Annotated in this window: 15 protein-coding genes, 1 tRNA gene and 1 pseudogene; 3 read left to right on the forward strand and 14 right to left on the reverse strand. The window is 57.7% G+C overall.

The genetic code is table 11. From position 1 onward, the window contains the following. Nucleotides 1-19: 19 nt before the first annotated feature. Nucleotides 20-1,012, reverse strand: coding sequence for an MBL fold metallo-hydrolase (locus tag FFM81_RS17055; protein WP_097534863.1), 993 nt, complete (start codon nucleotides 1,010-1,012; stop codon nucleotides 20-22). Between the two features lie 251 nt (nucleotides 1,013-1,263). On the opposite strand from FFM81_RS17055, the gene FFM81_RS17060 reads away from it, so the two are divergent. Continuing rightward, nucleotides 1,264-2,688, forward strand: a complete 1,425-nt coding sequence (locus FFM81_RS17060) for a DHA2 family efflux MFS transporter permease subunit (RefSeq protein ID WP_138385056.1) — start codon at nucleotides 1,264-1,266, stop codon at nucleotides 2,686-2,688. 57 nt (nucleotides 2,689-2,745) lie between these two features. On the opposite strand, the gene FFM81_RS17065 is transcribed toward FFM81_RS17060, so the two are convergent. The 3 genes and pseudogenes from FFM81_RS17065 to FFM81_RS17075 all read right to left on the reverse strand — a co-directional run bounded on the left by FFM81_RS17065 (nucleotide 2,746) and on the right by FFM81_RS17075 (nucleotide 5,475). Continuing rightward, nucleotides 2,746-3,129 (reverse strand): VOC family protein, encoded by a 384-nt coding sequence (locus FFM81_RS17065; protein WP_138385055.1) that lies wholly within the window; start codon nucleotides 3,127-3,129, stop codon nucleotides 2,746-2,748. Between the two features lie 55 nt (nucleotides 3,130-3,184). Next, nucleotides 3,185-3,904: an RlmE family RNA methyltransferase gene (locus FFM81_RS17070; RefSeq protein WP_138385054.1), complete on the reverse strand. Its 720-nt coding sequence runs from the start codon at nucleotides 3,902-3,904 to the stop codon at nucleotides 3,185-3,187. A 9-nt stretch (nucleotides 3,905-3,913) separates the two neighbouring features. Further along, nucleotides 3,914-5,475, reverse strand: a pseudogene (locus tag FFM81_RS17075) (Ppx/GppA phosphatase family protein). A gap of 243 nt (nucleotides 5,476-5,718) precedes the next feature. On the opposite strand from FFM81_RS17075, the gene FFM81_RS17080 reads away from it, so the two are divergent. Next, nucleotides 5,719-5,792 (forward strand) — tRNA-Gln (locus FFM81_RS17080). A 233-nt stretch (nucleotides 5,793-6,025) separates the two neighbouring features. Here FFM81_RS17080 and fcl read toward each other — a convergent pair. Both fcl and gmd read right to left on the reverse strand, forming a co-directional pair. Then, complete coding sequence (gene fcl, locus FFM81_RS17085) at nucleotides 6,026-6,976, reverse strand: GDP-L-fucose synthase (protein WP_128399085.1); 951 nt, start codon at nucleotides 6,974-6,976, stop codon at nucleotides 6,026-6,028. Then, entirely contained in the window at nucleotides 6,977-8,038 is a 1,062-nt protein-coding gene (gmd, locus tag FFM81_RS17090) for a GDP-mannose 4,6-dehydratase (RefSeq protein WP_097534872.1), read from the reverse strand. Between the two features lie 181 nt (nucleotides 8,039-8,219). On the opposite strand from gmd, the gene rfbB reads away from it, so the two are divergent. Beyond that, a complete protein-coding gene (rfbB, locus tag FFM81_RS17095; RefSeq protein ID WP_097534874.1) occupies nucleotides 8,220-9,275 on the forward strand; it encodes a dTDP-glucose 4,6-dehydratase in 1,056 nt (351 codons plus the stop codon). A 43-nt stretch (nucleotides 9,276-9,318) separates the two neighbouring features. On the opposite strand, the gene FFM81_RS17100 is transcribed toward rfbB, so the two are convergent. From FFM81_RS17100 to FFM81_RS17135, 8 genes are read right to left on the reverse strand one after another with little or no spacing between them, the layout of a single operon-like run. Then, entirely contained in the window at nucleotides 9,319-10,290 is a 972-nt protein-coding gene (locus tag FFM81_RS17100; protein WP_138385053.1) for a hypothetical protein, read from the reverse strand. Then, nucleotides 10,287-11,099, reverse strand: coding sequence for a class I SAM-dependent methyltransferase (locus FFM81_RS17105; protein ID WP_097534878.1), 813 nt, complete (start codon nucleotides 11,097-11,099; stop codon nucleotides 10,287-10,289). The genes FFM81_RS17100 and FFM81_RS17105 overlap by 4 nt, the downstream gene beginning before the upstream one ends. Then, nucleotides 11,099-12,232: a CgeB family protein gene (locus tag FFM81_RS17110; protein WP_097534880.1), complete on the reverse strand. Its 1,134-nt coding sequence runs from the start codon at nucleotides 12,230-12,232 to the stop codon at nucleotides 11,099-11,101. The genes FFM81_RS17105 and FFM81_RS17110 overlap by 1 nt, the downstream gene beginning before the upstream one ends. Before the next feature lie 12 nt (nucleotides 12,233-12,244). After that, nucleotides 12,245-13,252 (reverse strand): class I SAM-dependent methyltransferase, encoded by a 1,008-nt coding sequence (locus tag FFM81_RS17115; protein ID WP_138385052.1) that lies wholly within the window; start codon nucleotides 13,250-13,252, stop codon nucleotides 12,245-12,247. Further along, a complete protein-coding gene (locus FFM81_RS17120) occupies nucleotides 13,249-14,127 on the reverse strand; it encodes a glycosyltransferase family 2 protein (RefSeq protein ID WP_138385051.1) in 879 nt (292 codons plus the stop codon). Before FFM81_RS17120 ends, FFM81_RS17115 begins: the two co-directional genes overlap by 4 nt. A 14-nt stretch (nucleotides 14,128-14,141) precedes the next feature. Then, a complete protein-coding gene (locus tag FFM81_RS17125; RefSeq protein ID WP_097534886.1) occupies nucleotides 14,142-15,128 on the reverse strand; it encodes a class I SAM-dependent methyltransferase in 987 nt (328 codons plus the stop codon). Next, entirely contained in the window at nucleotides 15,125-15,991 is an 867-nt protein-coding gene (locus FFM81_RS17130; protein WP_138385050.1) for a methyltransferase, TIGR04325 family, read from the reverse strand. Before FFM81_RS17130 ends, FFM81_RS17125 begins: the two co-directional genes overlap by 4 nt. A gap of 1 nt (nucleotide 15,992) precedes the next feature. Beyond that, nucleotides 15,993-16,847 (reverse strand): hypothetical protein, encoded by an 855-nt coding sequence (locus FFM81_RS17135; protein ID WP_246401121.1) that lies wholly within the window; start codon nucleotides 16,845-16,847, stop codon nucleotides 15,993-15,995. Nucleotides 16,848-16,853: the final 6 nt, after the last annotated feature.

Consider the following 16,853-nt stretch of genomic DNA (forward strand, 5'->3'; position numbering starts at 1 on the left):
TTGCTGGAGCGGCTCCATATCAGATGTCGAACTGATAGGTCTTCGGCACGAAGCGATAGCCGCCATCCTGCTTCTCGGCAAAACCGACCGCCGGGAACGGCATGTGGTAGCCGAGGAAGGCGATCTTCTCGGTCGCGATCATGTCGAAGACCTTGCGGCGGGTGGCTGCTGCCTGCGCCTTGTCCATGTCGAAGCGCACCTCCCAATCCGGCCGCAGCAGCGACAGGATATAGTGATTGGCCGTATCGCCGGTCAGCACGAGACGTTTCCCCTCGGATTCGACGTGGAAGACCATATGCCCCGGCGAGTGGCCGGCCGCCAGCATTGCTGTCACGCCGGGCGCGACGCTGTCACCGTCCTTGATGAAGGTGGTCTTTTCGGCAAGCGGCGCGACATTGGCCAGCACCGCCTTATGGCCGCCTTCGGCCGGCGTGCCCTCGCGCGCCTTGTTCGACCAGAAATCATATTCGGCCTGGCCGGCGACATAGCGGGCATTTTTGAAGGCAGCCGCGCCATTCTCCATCAGGCCGCCGATATGATCGCCGTGCAGATGGGTCAGCGCGACTATGGTGACGTCGTCGGCCGAATAGCCTGCGGCCTTCAGGCCCTCTGTCAACTGGCCGGCGCCCCGTGCGCGTCCGTTCTCGCCGAAGCCGGTATCGATCAGGATGACATCCGAGCCGGTATCGATGACAGCCGGCGTATAGCCGTTCACGAACTTGTCGGCCGGCAGGAAGTTTGCGGTCAGTAACGCCTGGACGGTTTCGGGGGCTTGATTGGTACCGAAGGTTTCATAGGGCTTTTCGGAGACATTGGTGCCATCGCGAACGACGGTGAACTTATAGGAACCGAGCTTGAATTGATTGATCTCTGGCAAAGGCGTTAAATCCATCTTATTGCTTTCTCCAGTCGCGGCCGCTTCGGCCTTCTCTCTTAAAATGACCGGCGCCGCGAGCAGGCCGAGGCCTGCGGCAAAAAGGGTGCGCCGCTTTATTCCCGACGAAATTGCCATATGTCCATCCTCCAATGACGTGCGGTGCGTCGCCGCACGGCCCCCGATGTCGATTCCGGCCGAATTTCTTCTTCGGGCGGAATAGACATATCCCAATCTTGCCAAACGACGTTGTCGGACAAGCCGTTTCACGCAGACGTGAAGCAAACGTGTCGTCGAGGCCGATTGAGGGATTGGCAGGCCCCTGAAGTGGGACTACACAGCACTGGCCTTCGCAGCTCCCGTCCGCAGCCCATCAAGGCCTCCCGCCTATGAACCGCATCGTCCCGCTGATCCTCGCCGTCGCTCTTTTCATGGAACAGATGGACTCCACGGTCATTGCAACGGCGCTGCCCGCGATCGCGAGGGATCTCAATGTCGGGCCGATCACGCTGAAGCTGGCGCTGACCTCTTATATGGTGGCGCTTGCGGTGTTCATTCCGGTCAGCGGCTGGATGGCCGACAGATTCGGCGCCAAGAAGATCTTCCGCCTGGCCATCGCAGTCTTCGTCATCGGCTCGATCTTCTGCGCCATCTCGTCCAATCTCGGCGAATTCGTCTTTGCCCGCTTCCTTCAGGGCATGGGCGGGGCGATGATGACGCCGGTCGGCCGTCTGGTACTGGTGCGCACGACGAAGCGCAGCGATCTGGTTTCGGCCATGGCGCTGCTCACCATTCCGGCGCTGGTCGGCCCGCTCACCGGCCCGCCGCTCGGCGGCTTCATCACCACCTATTTCAGCTGGCACTGGATCTTCCTGATCAACGTGCCGGTCGGCATCATCGGCATCTGGCTTGCAACGATCTTCCTGCCGGAGGTGGAGGCGACGGCGCCGCCGAAGCTCGATTTCACCGGTTTTGTTCTTACCTCGCTTTCGGCCGCCGGCGTCGTCTTCGGCCTGTCGGTCGTCAGCCTGCCGGCCCTGCCGCCGATCATCGGCGTTACCGCCACCGCGATCGGCTTCATCTGCGGCTATCTCTATATCGGCCATGCGAAGCGCCACCCGGCGCCGATCCTCAACCTCAACCTGTTCAAAAACCCGACCTTCCGGGCCTCGACCACGGGGGGCAACCTCTTTCGCGTCTGCGTCGGCGCCATGCCGTTCCTGACGCCGCTGATGTTGCAGCTCGGCTTCGGGCTGACGCCGTTTCAATCGGGCCTGATCACCTTTGCCGGCGCGATCGGGGCGATCACCACCAAATTCATGGCAAAACGCGTCTTTGCCGCCGCCGGCTTCCGCACGACCCTGCTCGGCGCCGCCATGGTAACGACCCTGGTGACCGTTATCACCGGCCTGTTCACACCGGCGACGCCGCATCTTGTGATCATCGGCGTGCTGCTTGTCGGCGGCTTCTCCCGCTCCTTCATGTTCACCGGCGTCAATGCGCTTGCCTTCGCCGATATCGACGATGCGCAAGCCAGCCAAGCGACATCGATGAGCTCGGTAATGCAGCAAATCAGCCTGGCGCTCGGCGTCGCACTCGCCGCCGCGATCTTGGAGAGCTCGATCTACATCCGGGGCGAAGCGCTCGATGTCGTCGACTTCCACCTTGCCTTCTACATCATCGCCGGACTGACCGTCATTGCGACGATTCCCTTTGTGAGAATGGACCGCAATGCCGGCGCGCTCGTTTCCGGCCACCGGTTAAAGGTGGCGAGGTCGTCGACTATTGAAGCCGAGCAGCCGGTGGCGAAATAGGCTTGAAACTGCGATAGCGCCCTTTACGCATCGGAAAAGACGCGCGGCGCTGCCCTCCTATTCCGGGTTTTCGCAGACGGCAGAGAGCTTGTTGCCGTCGAGATCGCGCACATAAGCGGCATAAAAATTGGCGTGGTAGGAGCGCAAGCCCGGCTCGCCTTCATCGGCGCCGCCTGCGGCAATCGCCGCTGCATGGAAGGCGTCGACATCAGCCCGGGTCTCGGCCGCGAGCGCGACCATGGCGCCGTTGCCCGATGTCGCCCGGCGGCGATTGAACGGCGTCACCACCCAGAAGCGGCAGCGCGTATCGCTTTCGGCGGAATAGCCAATTTCCTCTTCCGAATAATGCTGGCGGCGATAGCCGAGCAGAGGCAGCACGGCATCATAAAACTGTCCTGCGCGATAAAGGTCGTTGGTTCCGAGGGTGATGTAAAGAAGCATGGGATCAGCAGTTCAGCTCTTGGGTCCGTCATCATCGGACGGTCCCGGCCCAAGATCAAGCTTTCTCAGCGTCACCTTCGGCCTTGCGGCCCTTGAACCCCTTGGCGAGCAGGAACATCTCGACGGATTCCGCGCGCGACGCGTTCGGCTTGACATGGACCACCTGGCGAAAATTCTGCTTCAGCATGGCGAGCAGCTCACGTTCGGTGCCGCCCTGGAAGGTCTTGGTGAGGAAATGTCCGCCCTCCCCCAGCACCTCCACGGCGAAATGCGCCGCGACTTCGCAGAGATGCATGGTACGCAGATGATCGGTGCGGTGGTGGCCGGTGGTTGGTGCCGCCATGTCCGAGATGACGAGATCGGGTGTGCCGCCGACGGCTTCCAGCAGCTTTTCCGACGCTGTCGGATCAAGGAAATCGAGCTGCAGGATCTTCACACCGGGCAGCTGGGTCATTTCGAGGAAATCGATTGCGGCCACACGGACATCCTCATCGGTCGAGCCGGTGACCTTGGCGGCGATCTGCGACCAGCTGCCGGGGGCGGCACCGAGATCGATGATGCGCTTGGCGCCGCGCAGGATATGGTGTTTCTCATCGATCTCCAGCAGCTTGAAGGCGGCGCGGGCACGATATCCCTCCAGCTGGGCGCGCTGCACATAGGGATCGTTGATGTGGCGCTGCAGCCATTGGCGGGAGGAGGCCTTCATCTTCTTGTTCTTGACGCGCTGGCCGAGCTTGCGGCCGGTGCGGTTACCCGCGATCGGTGCCTTGGTCATGCCTTCTCCTTATCTTGCACGCTGGCCGCGGCGGTTGCGGTTGCGCCGCCACACGCCGTCATCGGCCATCATGTCGGTGAGCAGGCCCTCCCTCAAGCCGCGATCGGCGACGCGCATGCGCGGGCTCGGCCAACGGCGGCGGATCGCCTCGAGGATGGCGCAGCCGGCGAGCACCAGATCGGCCCGATCGGGCCCGATACAGGGATTTGCGGCGCGGCTTTCGAAATTCCAGGAGAGCAGTTTTGCCTGCATGGCAGAGACCTCGTCGTCGGACAGCCAGATGCCATCGACCTTGCGCCGGTCATACCGCGGCAGATCGAGATGCACCCCGGCAAGCGTCGTCACCGTGCCCGATGTGCCGATCAGATGGAAGTCGCCGGTCTGGGCGACCTCGATCTCCGGGCAATCAAAGCCTTCGAGCATGCCGCCGACTTCGCGCACCATGCCTTCGAACGCCTCCGGCGTGACGTCGCGCCCGCCATGACGCTCCGACAGCGTCACGACGCCGACCGGCAGCGAAGTCCAGTGGGTGATGTGATTGGCCAGCCGGCTGAAACGATTGTCGCCGATGCGGATGACGGCAATCTCCGACGAACCGCCGCCGATATCGAAGAGCACGACAGAGCGCGTCTCGCGTCCGACGAGCGAGGAGCAGCCGGAGACGGCGAGCCGCGCTTCGGTCTCGCGATCGATGATCTCCAGCGCGAGACCGGTTTCGGCAACGACGCGGCTGAGGAATTCCTCGCCATTGACCGCCTGGCGGCAGGCTTCGGTGGCGATCAGCCGCATGCGGCGGATCTCGCGGTTCCTGAGCTTGGAGGCGCAGATCCTCAGCGCTTCGATCGCCCTTTCCATTGCCTCGTCGGACAGACGGCCGCTGGCAGCCAGGCCTTCGCCAAGGCGCACGATGCGGGAAAAGGCGTCGACCACCCGGAATTGCCCCGGGCGGGTCGGCTGGGCGATGAGCAGACGGCAATTATTGGTGCCGAGGTCGAGAGCGGCATAGAGCTCGTCCGGCCATGCATGTTCGCTCGCCTGGCGATCGCCCTGATAACCGGAAGTGGTATGGCCATCCTGGCGCCCCTGCGGCCGGCATTTACGCTGTTTGGCGCCTCGCGCGGCTCGGTGCGCTGCACCGTCTCTTCGGCGCGGCTTTCCGGCTGCGGAGCGGAAGGTTTTGCCGTCGTCAGCGGCCGGCCCTGAAGACCGCGCTTACCGCGATGTTTGCGGCGGTTGCGCCGGCTCGGCGCCAACGCGCCTTCCGACCGGGCAGGATTGCCCGCCGCTTGCGCCTGCTCCATCGCTTGGGGGTGAGATGAACCGTCCTGCGCAGCGCCTTGGCCGCCACGGCGGCGACGCTTTCGCTTGCGAGCCGGATTGCCGGCCGCGTCTTCCATCGGGCGCGCAGACTGCCCGGCACTGCCGGAAAGCTCATGCGAAGCGGGATGAGCCGCGTTGCGGGATTGCCCGCCACGCTTGCCCTTGCGGCGCCTGGACTTCTTGCCGTCCTTGCGCCCTACCGCCGACGCCCCGTCAAATTGCGGCTTTGCGCCGCCTTCGGGGTCTTCCACGTTGTTTTTCCATCGCGCCGCGCAAGTCCTGAGGTATGCAGCAGGCGCTCATTCGATTTTTGCGTTGCGGCAAGAATATCAGCGCCCGCCGAAATCGCCAAATTCTTTTTTGGACGGGAGATTTGCGGATGGTTTCACGTCTTCCGTACAACATTGAATTTTTTCAGAACGGGTATTTGCAATCCGCCCGCTTTTGGTTATAAGCGCCGCACAGCAGCCAAGCCATGCTTCGGCGGCACCTGCTGGGGAATAGTTCAATGGTAGAACGACGGACTCTGACTCCGTTAATCTTGGTTCGAGTCCAGGTTCCCCAGCCAATCGATTTTACCGAACAAGCCGACATTGAATTTAGGCAGTGAAGATTTTCCTGGGTGGACTGCCGTGTCTGAGCGGCTCTGGGAAGTGACAGGAAACGTGCTGTTGGCACCAGGCTGCTGGATCAAACCCAAGGCCTAGCGATTTTCCAATTGCATGTTGCCCCAGGCGCCGGCCCGATGACGCCGTCTGTGGCGCCAACATCGGTGCGGTTAATTGCCGGTTCTCACCGATATCAGGCTGCCGGATCCGATGCATTTTCGAACTCCAGAAACCAGGCATAGGTGGCTGCAATGCCGTCTTCAAGCGAAATGCGTGGTTTCCAACCCATGTCCTGCAGCTTCTGATTGCTCATCAGCTTTCGCGGCGTGCCATCGGGCTTGGAAAGATCATGGATGATCTCGCCCTCATAACCGACAACCCGGCAGACCAAACGCGTCAACTCGATAATTTCGAGATCTGCTCCCGAGCCGACATTGACGTGCTGCGCGCCCGAATAGGTTTTCAGCAGAAATACCAACGCGTCGGCGCAGTCGTCGACGTGCAGAAATTCGCGGCGCGGGGTGCCGGTGCCCCAGACCACCATATGCGGGTCTTTGCGAAGTTTGGCAGCGTGCGCCTTGCGGATAAGGGCCGGCAGCACATGGCTGGAATTCAGGTCGAAATTATCGCCCGGGCCATAGAGATTGGTCGGCATGGCCGAGATATAGTCGCGGCCGTGTTGCTTGCGATAGGCTTCCGCGAGTTTGATTCCGGCGATCTTGGCGATCGCGTACCATTCGTTGGTCGGCTCGAGCGCACCGGTCAACAGAGCCTCTTCGGAAATCGGCTGTGGAGCGAGCTTGGGATAAATGCAGCTTGAACCCAAGAACAGAAGCCGGTCCACTCCGCCTCGGTGGGCGGCTTCGAAGATGTTCGCTTCAATTATCAGATTGTCATAGATGAATTCTGCGGGATAGCTGTCATTGGCGAGGATGCCGCCGACCTTGGCAGCGGCGAGAATGATCGCGTCGGGTCGGTTTGCGTCAACAAATTTCTCGACCTCGTCCTGCCGCTTCAAATCGACCTCACGGCGCGTCGCCGTGATGACGTTGCAATCTTCCGATTGAAGTCTGCGCACGAGAGCACTGCCGACCATACCGCGATGACCGGCAACCCAGATCTTCTTGTGGGACAAGTCGTACACTTAGATCTCTTTCCGGCTGTTTTGAGCCTTCCAGTGCTTGACATCCTCGCGCACCATTTCGGCGGCGAGCTCACGAACCGGGGTCTTGTGCTGCCAGCCGAGCTTCTGACGTGCCTTGGTCGGATCACCCAGCAGAAGGTCGACTTCCGTCGGGCGGAAATATCGAGGATCGACTTCCACGAGGCACGCACCGGACGCGGAGTCATAACCCTTTTCATCTACGCCGGAGCCCTTCCATTCCAAAGCGATGCCGACGTCGGCAAACGCCCACTCGACAAACTGGCGGACACTCGTCGTCTCACCGGTCGCCAATACGTAGTCATCCGGTTGGTCCTGCTGCAGCATGCGCCACATGCCCTCGACATACTCACGGGCATGGCCCCAGTCGCGCTTGGCGTCGAGATTGCCGAGGAAGAGCTTATCCTGAAGTCCGAGATGGATGGCAGCCACCGCCATCGTGATCTTGCGCGTGACGAAGGTCTCACCGCGAAGTGGGCTTTCGTGATTGAACAGAATGCCGTTCGACGCGTGCATGCCATAGGCCTCGCGATAATTTACGACGATCCAGTAGGCATAGAGCTTGGCTGCGGCATAGGGAGAACGTGGGTAAAAGGGCGTCTTCTCGTTCTGCGGCACTTCCTGGACAAGACCGTAGAGCTCCGACGTCGATGCCTGGTAGAACCGGGTCTTTTCCTCGAGCCGCAGGATGCGGATCGCCTCAAGCAACCTCAACGTCCCGACACCATCGGCATCCGCCGTATATTCAGGCGTTTCGAAGCTGACACCCACGTGGCTTTGGGCGGCAAGATTGTAGATTTCATCGGGCTGCGTCTGCTGCACGATCCGCAGCAGATTGGTCGAGTCGATCATATCGCCATAATGGAGAATGAAGCGTGGATGTGCCTCGTGCGGATCCTGGTAGATATGCTCGATGCGGCCGGTGTTGAAAGACGATGACCGGCGCTTGATACCATGCACGGTATAGCCTTTGCTCAGAAGCAATTCAGCGAGATAAGCACCATCCTGACCAGTCACCCCAGTAATCAGCGCGGTTTTTGTCATTCTTTTCACGTCTTTCGATACAATCTTCGGGACGTGTTTATGGAAACGGTTGAACTAGCGCAACCCCCATGTGACCAGGGTGAGGCCAGCGAAATGAGCATCGTCGATCTCTTCGGTTGACGCGGGAGTGAGACAATGAGACTAGAACTCTCCAAATTGTCAGATCTCCAAGGGGGAAAATATGATCCTGGTGACGGGGGGAGCTGGTTTCATTGGCGCGAACTTCGTGCTCGATTGGCTTGCGCTTCATGATGAACCGATCGTCAACCTCGATGTGCTGACATATGCCGGCAATCTACAGAACCTCTCCTCCGTCTGGAACGACCCGCGCCATGTCTTTGTCAAAGGCAGCATCGCGGACTACGATCTCGTTGAGGAACTGCTACGATCCCATCGTCCCCGCGCAATCTTGAATTTCGCGGCGGAAAGTCACGTCGACCGATCGATCCATGGCCCTGAAGAATTTATCCAGACGAATATTGTCGGCACTTTTCGCCTGTTGGAGGCCACACGCGGATTTCTTGCCGCACAGGATGAAGCCTTCCGAAAGAGCTTCCGCTTTCTTCATGTATCGACGGACGAAGTCTACGGCTCGCTTGCTCCCGTGGAAGCAGCCTTCAGCGAAGATCGCAAATACGAACCCAACAGCCCTTATTCCGCGAGCAAGGCAGCCAGCGATCACCTGGTTCGCGCCTATCATCACACCTACGGCCTGCCGGTTCTGACCACGAACTGTTCGAACAATTATGGTCCCCACCATTTTCCCGAGAAGCTTATTCCGCTGGTCATCCTCAATGCCCTTTCGGGCAAACAGATTCCGATCTACGGGGATGGAATGCAGGTACGCGACTGGCTGTTCGTCAAGGACCATTGCAGCGCGATCCAACGCGTTCTGGAAAGCGGAAAGGTCGGAGAAACTTATAATGTCGGCGGCAAAAACGAGCTGACCAACCTGTCGGTAGTCAATACGCTCTGCGAGATCCTCGACGAATTAAGGCCCCTGCCGCACGGGGCAAGCTATAAAGCGCAGATCTCCTTCGTGCGGGATCGGCCTGGTCACGACCGCCGCTACGCCATCGATGCGGCCAAGATCGAGCGGGAACTGGACTGGCGTCCAAGCGAGACGTTCGACACCGGCATCCGCAAGACGGTTGAATGGTATCTTGCCAACGATGCCTGGGTCGAGAACGTCACAAGCGGCAGCTACCGCCAATGGATCGATCGGCAGTATCGGTAAGCATACTGCCCCTTGATCTTCGACATTCAAGGCTGCGCTAGGATCAATAACGCAGGAGACGGTGCAGGACGCGCTTGACTGCGAACGGAACGTAACGCTGCGCCCATCTACGCCTCGCGACAGCGGCGGCCTCTCGAAGGCCGCCAGAGAATCCTGGTGAGATCATCCTTATTTCCGAAAGCGCTCGCATGAGTGCAGTCTCATAGGCTGCGTAGACAGCTTCGGGCTCCCTGCAAACCGAAGTGTAGAATGACGACATCCTGTCGAAACCGCCGTCCGCCAGCAACTGAAACTGATGAAAATGATAGAATATCAACGGCACGCCTTCGACCAGTATCTGACCTGAAGTATCCTCGGCGAAATGCAGCTTCTCATAATTCCAAGGCGCAATTCCCGCTCCTGGGTGCGCGATAATATGGCACGTCGGATACAGCACAGGCCACTCGTCCAAATATTTCTGGTCGCCCATTTTGCCGTCTTCGAGGCGATAGTAGCACCACTCAATGCACTGCTCGCGCCAACGAGCAAGGCAACGCATACCCTCCTCGTCGCGCCGGAAGCTCACCCATTCCACACAGAAACGACCGTTCACTTCCCTGTCCTGCAGCCGCGGAGCAAAACGGTGCTCGATGATTGCGATCGAACTGTCGCCAATTTCGTCCAGGATTGGACGGATCGGCGAATAGAATAGCAAGTCGGAGTCGAGATAGGTGATGAAATCGATCTCGGGATGATGCTGCAGTACGAAAGTTGGGAGACAGGGCGACAAAGTCCAGCAATATTCGGCGACGCCACGCGATTTCTTTGCCTCCAACAGCTCTGGCGTCTCCAGATCGGCGAGTGGGATGCAGGTGATGTAGGATCTGTCGAAAGCAGTCAGTATCTCCTGCGCCTTCTGATCCATGCAGAGCACAAAAACATGCGCGTCTGGGCACCACTGGACGAGGCTCTCCATCATGGCCATCCCCTTGATGAGATAGCCGCTGTCGAAAAGGGTACAGAAGTAGGTCGTCATGACTGGGATTGTTTCCTGCACAAATAGGTGCGGTTGGCATTGCCCTTGCTACTGTCACGCGGATCCGCGCTCTCATTTAGCGTGAAGGTGGATTGAACTTCCAGGCCATGAACCCGAAAGCTCTCTAACAGCTCCGGTTCGGAAAAATGGATCTCGATGGTCTCGACGCCATAGGCCTGCTTACGGAAATACTTGGTCGATTCGCCATAGACGACAGGCGTGCGGTGAAAAATGACATATTCCTTGGCGACGCGGGCGCATTCGGCAATCGCCGTTTGATAGTTGGGAATATGCAGCAGGCAGCATCCCGAAACCACGACATCAAACGCATCATTCTGATAGCTGAGCCGCGTTGCATCCTCCACATCGAACGACAATGCTGGATAGAGGCTGCGCGCCATATCGACGAACGCATCGGAATAATCGCAGCCGCGATACCGCAACGGCAGGCCATTTACTTCCAAAACCTCGGAGTAATATCCGCTGGAACAACCGATTTCGAGCAATGAACCGGCAGCCGGCAAATTGTCGATCTTACGGAGCGCCGCGGCAAAAACATCGAATACATCGATCGAAGCGCCACCGCGATATTCCTTCAACTGGCGCTCGACGAGGGCTCTCTGACGTGCAGGCAGATCACTCGCTTTCCAGGATGCAGCCAGACGCGAGCTTTCGCTGTCTCGCCGAGCTGCATCTATTTCGACGTAGTGCGAGGACACCGATGCCGCAGGCATCAGTTGTTCACGCAGTCGTTTCAACCGGCGCTTCAACACCGGAAAGCGGTTGAGAGTCGTACGAACAAATGACATTAGCCGCGAGCCTCCAGATGTCTCTCGAGGATCGGCATCAACTGGTTCATTCTCGACTTGTAGGTATGATCCTTCAGCGTCCTAGCCTGACCGGCCTTCGCGATAAGGTCAGCTTCGTCGGGGTGTTCTATGTAATAGCGGATAAGTTCCGCGGCCTCCTGGGGGCTGGAATAGGCAACCACTTCCTTGCCGACCTCGAAAATCTCGCCGAGATTGTCTTTGCTGTCGGTTATGAGGAGCGATCCGACACCCGTCGCCTCGTAAAGCCGCATATTGTTGGCATTGTTTTCGGCAACGTTGATATGCCGGTTAAGGGTGATCCGGCTGCGGGCCAGCGCGCGATACATGTCCGGACCCCAAACTTCGCCGTTATGACGTTTTCGAATTGGAGATGAGCGCGGAAGCGTCCTGGCGCCGTAGCCGAAAAACTGTATCGGCGTGGTATTGGCAAGATGTTCGAGCAGCGGGATCGCCTTGCCATGATGACGGCTTATGCCCCCAACGAAGCTCACGGGTACGTCGCGAGGGACATCGCCAAGGATATCCAGCACTCGGGTGTCGAAGCCGATCCGGAAATATTCGGATTTTATGCCCATCTCGTGGAACCGCGGCACGAAATGGGGAAAGGACGTGAGAATCAGATCATAGGGACGCAAAAAGCCGTCCGGCGGCAAAGGACAAGCGATCTGGCCGACGATTAGTGGCACCGTCTTTTTCAGCTCAATCAACGCATGAGGTGGAAAAAAGCTGAGATCCTGGCAATAAAGCACATCCGGCTTGAATGCGCGGACCCGCGCCATCGCGACCTCAAGCAAGCCGGGGAGTGCCGCCAGCCGCGCCCCGATATAAGGCAACCTGAAAAACCGATGCGGAAGCTTCATCGCCCATGGGCTGAACGGCTCATTGTTCTCTTCTGCCCAGGCCGATTGAAGCGGAACACAGTTGCCGATGATATCGAGGACGTCGCAACCCTGATCCTTCAAGTGGCGTGAATAGAAATCGGACGTGCCGAACGCTGCTTCGAGCAGGGAAGCCGTCTGCCTTTGGGAGGAAGCCGACCTCAAATCCCGATTGCGACGATAATGCATCGTCAGAAATCGGGAATAGTAGGTATCGAACACGGCAATCCGCATGACTCTAAAATCCTATTTCTTTGTCGCGGAAAGTCGGAGTTCTACCAACAGACTATCGCCCTGCCCCATCGCATCCAGAGCCCGGTTCCCAAATCCCATCATGGCACCGGCAAGGCGTGCGCCGCGCGAAACAGCGACGTTGCGAAGTTTTTGAACAAGGCTCGGCGGCTTCTGAGAATTGCCGCTTTCCGACCAGGTATTGGACGCCTTTCCTTCCTGGCGCTGCTCCCCCGAGGTCCTGAGCTGAAGCACCGACCAGAGATTGGGAGTGATGGTCCTGATCCGCCCGACATCGTAACCGGATTTCCGCGCAAGCAGAGCAAAAGAAGTTCGATTGAAGTGGTTCTGATGGTATGGAATGTGCCAGTTGATCCAACGCTCCTTCCACAGTTTGCGGTGAAAGGAACCCGTATTCGGAAAGGCCAACATGACGCGTCCGCCGCTGTTGAGACGGCCTTTCAGAGCCGCAAGCATCGCGAGCGGATCGGGCACATGTTCGATGACCTGGTTCAGCACGATGAGATCGAACTTCTGGTCAGGGAATGGCACATCATAGATGTTGCCGATATGAACGCGTAAGGCATATTTCTCAGCGATCGTTCGCACGTTCGGATCAGCCTCGATCCCCCAGCAATCGACACCGAGCGTACGCATCTCCAGAAGAGAGAGACACGAGCCGCAGCCAATATCGAGCACCTTTTGCCCTGGCTTGGCAAGATAATGCCCCTGGTTATCGGTCCCGGCTATCCATCGGCGAAATCCGGCGAGCGGTCTTTGGACGAGCGCAGCCTCTTTCTCCAGCGCAACGAAGTCGATCTCACGACGGGGATAATAGTTGCTGTAGAGCGCGGGCAGATCTTCTTCCGTCAGGCGTGGCGCGGTCGACATGTGACCACAGGAAACGCATCGGTCTATCGCGTAAACGCCGGGGCAGCCGTATCGGTCGTCGCTGATCCGCTCGATAAAAGTTCGCATCTTCGATCCGCACGCGATGCATTGCTGATGCTGGCCGCCGCTCATATCGTTCCTTCCTTTTGTTTCGCCAATGACCTCCACGTCGAAAACGCGCGGCTGCACGAGAAATACGCCATTCGAACAGGTGCGGTCATGCGTTGCACCGGTGTGCCGACAAGCGAATAGAAAATCAGGCGCTGAAACACGTTATGAGGCGAACGCCTACCGAATAACTGCTTCCACCATGAAAGTCTGGACGTATCATTTCCATATATCGGAGGCGAATAGACGATTGCATTGCTGCTGACAACCAGTGGCACGCCTGCGCGGGCGAAACGCATGGCGATTTCGTAGTCAGCCATGTAGTGCGGCAGAAGCGACGGCCGCATGCCGCCATATTTCCTAAACAGATGCGCAGGATAGAGCGTTCCCCGGCCACTCAACGCATCGACGCGATAGTGGCTGTTGGGCGACCGTTTTTCCGTTTCATTCAATTCCGAGAGCAGGTCCCATACGGCAAGCCTGTTGATGTTGACCTTAGCCCCGATACTGACCAGAGGTGGGTCACGTCCCTCTTCATGGATGACGCTTCCGACCGCGGCGTCACCATTTTCCTTCGACGTTCGGATCAAGGTTTCAATATAATGATCGCCAAACCACGTATCATTATTCAGGAACAGGATGTAATCTTCCGCCTGACACGACGGAAGCACGCGTTTCAGCCCTTCCTCGATGGCTCCTCCCCACCAAAGATTGCCGTCACCCCGGATTTCAACCACGTCTCCCCGCGACTGGAGATATTCCGCCGTTCCATCGGTCGAACCGTCGTTGACGACTATCATCCTCAGTTTCGGTGCAATGCTCTGAGCACGCAGAGAAGCGAGAACACGCCTTGTGTGTTCGAGACGATTAAAAACCGGGATCAGGACATACACGATCATTGCGGCGCGAGAACCTATTGCTTCTGAAGCAGGACAAGATGTGTTTGTCCGACCAGCTTGTCTTTGGCGCTCTGAAAAGTCGTTGCCATTTGCATTTCCGTGACTCTCTCCCCGAGCCTCTTTAATTCGACATCACGCTCTTTCTGATAGCCGAACAATCGATAAAGGACGCGATCGAGAAAGCTCGGCTTCCGCGGTGGAGGCGGAGGAGCAAGGAAATTACCCAAATAAGATCTATAGTGTGCAAAGCGAAGAGGCTCTTGATGGACCTGCTCCAACTTGAGGGAGAACAGGGCCTGCATGCTCTTGAAGGCTTTCTTCGAAAAGCCCATTACGTGGTGGGGAGGCATATCGAGAAGAACTTTTTCGGCCTCTGTGAAATATCCTTCCGGATCAGGTACTGCGAACAACAGGTAGCCGCCCGGCCTTAAAAGCCGCAAGGACTGTTCAATGAATTCGCGTGGCGCAGGCAAATGCTCCAGAACCTCGAACGCCGAAACAACGTCGAAACTGCCTTCACCCAGCGTCGCCATCGCCTCGCTGGTGACGTCAAGGCCGATGGCTCTGCAATCGGCAATCGCCTGAGGGTTGAATTCCAAGCCCTTCACGTCGTAGCGATTCTTGATTCGAACGAGGAAATGGCCCTGGCCGCAGCCGACCTCCAACACCCTCTTTATCCCGTCGAGACCGGCGAGAATTTCCGCCGCGACGTCGAACTCCCATTTGTCCTTCTCGTAGTACCAGGAAAAACGGCTCGAAAGTTCATTATAAAACTCACCGTCTCCCGCCAACGTCGTTGCCGGATCGAAAAATCTCAAGTCACAGTCAAAACACCGAAACTGATGAGCTACGCCCTCAATGCCAAGCCGACTGAACGGTTCAAAGCCAAACCCCTTCTGCCAATCCGCTTTTAAAGCGTCCACGTCGAACCAGCGGTGCAATCCGATTTGCTTTCCCGCACACAATGGGCAGGATTGGGGATGCTTTTGCAACGAACTCATTGTTTATTCTCGCTGATTATGGGCGACTGCAGGGCAATATCGTATTGCGAACCGTTCAGCACGAACAAATAACCGGACTCCTGCAGGTTCCGATTTTCTCGATCATTTTCGACCGTGGAACAGGACGCTGGAAATTTTGACACGAGCGTGTAATCCGACTCCATGAAATTCAGAAACTTCGATTCGCTGAAAATCCATGTCGGTATGACAGCAGAGAATATATCGGCGGATACATATTGGCGCGTGAGGACGTCGTGTAGGCGGCCTGAAAACAACGTTCTGTCAAATACGACCATCGGAACCTTTGAGGCTTTTACGGCCTCCAGCATATCGTAAGGCCTCTCGACGTATTGTAGGGAACTCGAGAAAAGGACTATATCCGGGATCTCCGTCGCCAACGCTTCGCGCATATCAGAACAGAAGCTGACTTGGCTATCTTGGAATAGATGTTTTCCTTGTTCAACAAACGTCTGTTGCTCAACGATCACCCAGTTGATCTGAGAAACAGCCTGCAGGAAGGGCCGATTTTGGAAAAAGGTCGTGCCGAGCCCACCTCCGAAATCAAGAACGTTAAGCGCACCGCGCGCGCCTGAAGCCCATAAAAGGGCAGTTGCGATCGGGAAAGCATATTGTCTGGTCTCGAACGTAATCGAATCGCGTTCGTAAGCCTTCCGTCCACTCAGAACTTCGGTCGTGCCATAAGCGACTCTCTGCGCGATGTTCGGATCCGAATAGCCGGGCAGGCCTGCCTTTGCCTCTTCCCAAGTGGGGAATTCACCGATGTAACCGGTTTGGGCTTGAAGACCGGCTGGATGCCCGGGTTTGAAAAAACGGCGTGCCAGCGAAAAGAGACGAGCGCGCATATTACTGCACCTTGTCTTGCGAGAGCAGCAGGTTCAGGGGAATACGTTCGAACTCATCGAGTTCGCCGCCTATGCCTGCATTGATTATCCGGATGCCATTGGCGGAGGCGATCATCGCCAGCCGGCGATACTGGCGCCAGAGGCGAGCAAGGCTTTGAAATGTGTCGTAGTTAGGAGACAGGATCTTCCCTTCGGACGTTACCGAGAAATCCGTGTCGGCTTGTGTCTTCAAATCGAAGGCATAGGTATAGTATCCGCTTCGCCAGCTGTCGTGATCGACGCCGAGCAGGACAATATTTTCGAAACCCATATGCATGGCGATCATCAAAGCCAGCACCGGCACGGAATCAACCCGCGGTATCGGCTTTGCGATGTCGATGATGGAAGTGTCACCGATGTCGTCGAAACTCGTTCGAAGAGCTACGTAATGCACTTTACGGCCGGCAAACAGCTTTCGCTCGGCGACGATGCCAGCTTCGGTCTCGTTCAGCAGCAGTTCTGCCTCACCAAGATTATCATGCATCTCGGTAAACCAGCGCGCAACCTGATCCTCGGTCATCGTGCCATAGGTTATCTGCGGAACGACATGATATTTCGGTGCGAAGCGCATAAAGCCGGCATGAAGATAGCCATTCGATACGCTTATTACGGTCTCCCCTTCGAGCACCGTCAGGTCCAAGGCCTTCACACTAGGACCGTTACCCACGATAAAGCAGCGCTGGCCATGATGGCGTCCCGCAAGCTCCCGGTTGGCCTTCAAAGTCTGCAGGATGGATCCCGAGAGTTCGGCACGCTGTTTGTGTCTGCGCCTCAATTCATGCACGCCATAGGGAAGCAGCATCGAGGCAAAAGTCATGACCTT

It is taken from the genome of Rhizobium hidalgonense (genome assembly GCF_005862185.2).
Lineage (GTDB): Bacteria > Pseudomonadota > Alphaproteobacteria > Rhizobiales > Rhizobiaceae > Rhizobium > Rhizobium hidalgonense.

Excerpts from the sequence above, each read along its gene's own strand:
- FFM81_RS17055 (WP_097534863.1), bottom strand. The coding sequence starts at position 1,012 with ATGGCAATTTCGTCGGGAATAAAGCGGCGCACCCTTTTTGCCGCAGGC.
- FFM81_RS17060 (WP_138385056.1), top strand. The coding sequence starts at position 1,264 with ATGAACCGCATCGTCCCGCTGATCCTCGCCGTCGCTCTTTTCATGGAA.
- FFM81_RS17065 (WP_138385055.1), bottom strand. The coding sequence starts at position 3,129 with ATGCTTCTTTACATCACCCTCGGAACCAACGACCTTTATCGCGCAGGA.
- FFM81_RS17070 (WP_138385054.1), bottom strand. The coding sequence starts at position 3,904 with ATGACCAAGGCACCGATCGCGGGTAACCGCACCGGCCGCAAGCTCGGC.
- gmd (WP_097534872.1), bottom strand. The coding sequence starts at position 8,038 with ATGACAAAAACCGCGCTGATTACTGGGGTGACTGGTCAGGATGGTGCT.
- rfbB (WP_097534874.1), top strand. The coding sequence starts at position 8,220 with ATGATCCTGGTGACGGGGGGAGCTGGTTTCATTGGCGCGAACTTCGTG.
- FFM81_RS17100 (WP_138385053.1), bottom strand. The coding sequence starts at position 10,290 with ATGACGACCTACTTCTGTACCCTTTTCGACAGCGGCTATCTCATCAAG.
- FFM81_RS17105 (WP_097534878.1), bottom strand. The coding sequence starts at position 11,099 with ATGTCATTTGTTCGTACGACTCTCAACCGCTTTCCGGTGTTGAAGCGC.
- FFM81_RS17110 (WP_097534880.1), bottom strand. The coding sequence starts at position 12,232 with ATGCGGATTGCCGTGTTCGATACCTACTATTCCCGATTTCTGACGATG.
- FFM81_RS17115 (WP_138385052.1), bottom strand. The coding sequence starts at position 13,252 with ATGAGCGGCGGCCAGCATCAGCAATGCATCGCGTGCGGATCGAAGATG.
- FFM81_RS17120 (WP_138385051.1), bottom strand. The coding sequence starts at position 14,127 with ATGATCGTGTATGTCCTGATCCCGGTTTTTAATCGTCTCGAACACACA.
- FFM81_RS17125 (WP_097534886.1), bottom strand. The coding sequence starts at position 15,128 with ATGAGTTCGTTGCAAAAGCATCCCCAATCCTGCCCATTGTGTGCGGGA.
- FFM81_RS17130 (WP_138385050.1), bottom strand. The coding sequence starts at position 15,991 with ATGCGCGCTCGTCTCTTTTCGCTGGCACGCCGTTTTTTCAAACCCGGG.
- FFM81_RS17135 (WP_246401121.1), bottom strand. The coding sequence starts at position 16,847 with ATGACTTTTGCCTCGATGCTGCTTCCCTATGGCGTGCATGAATTGAGG.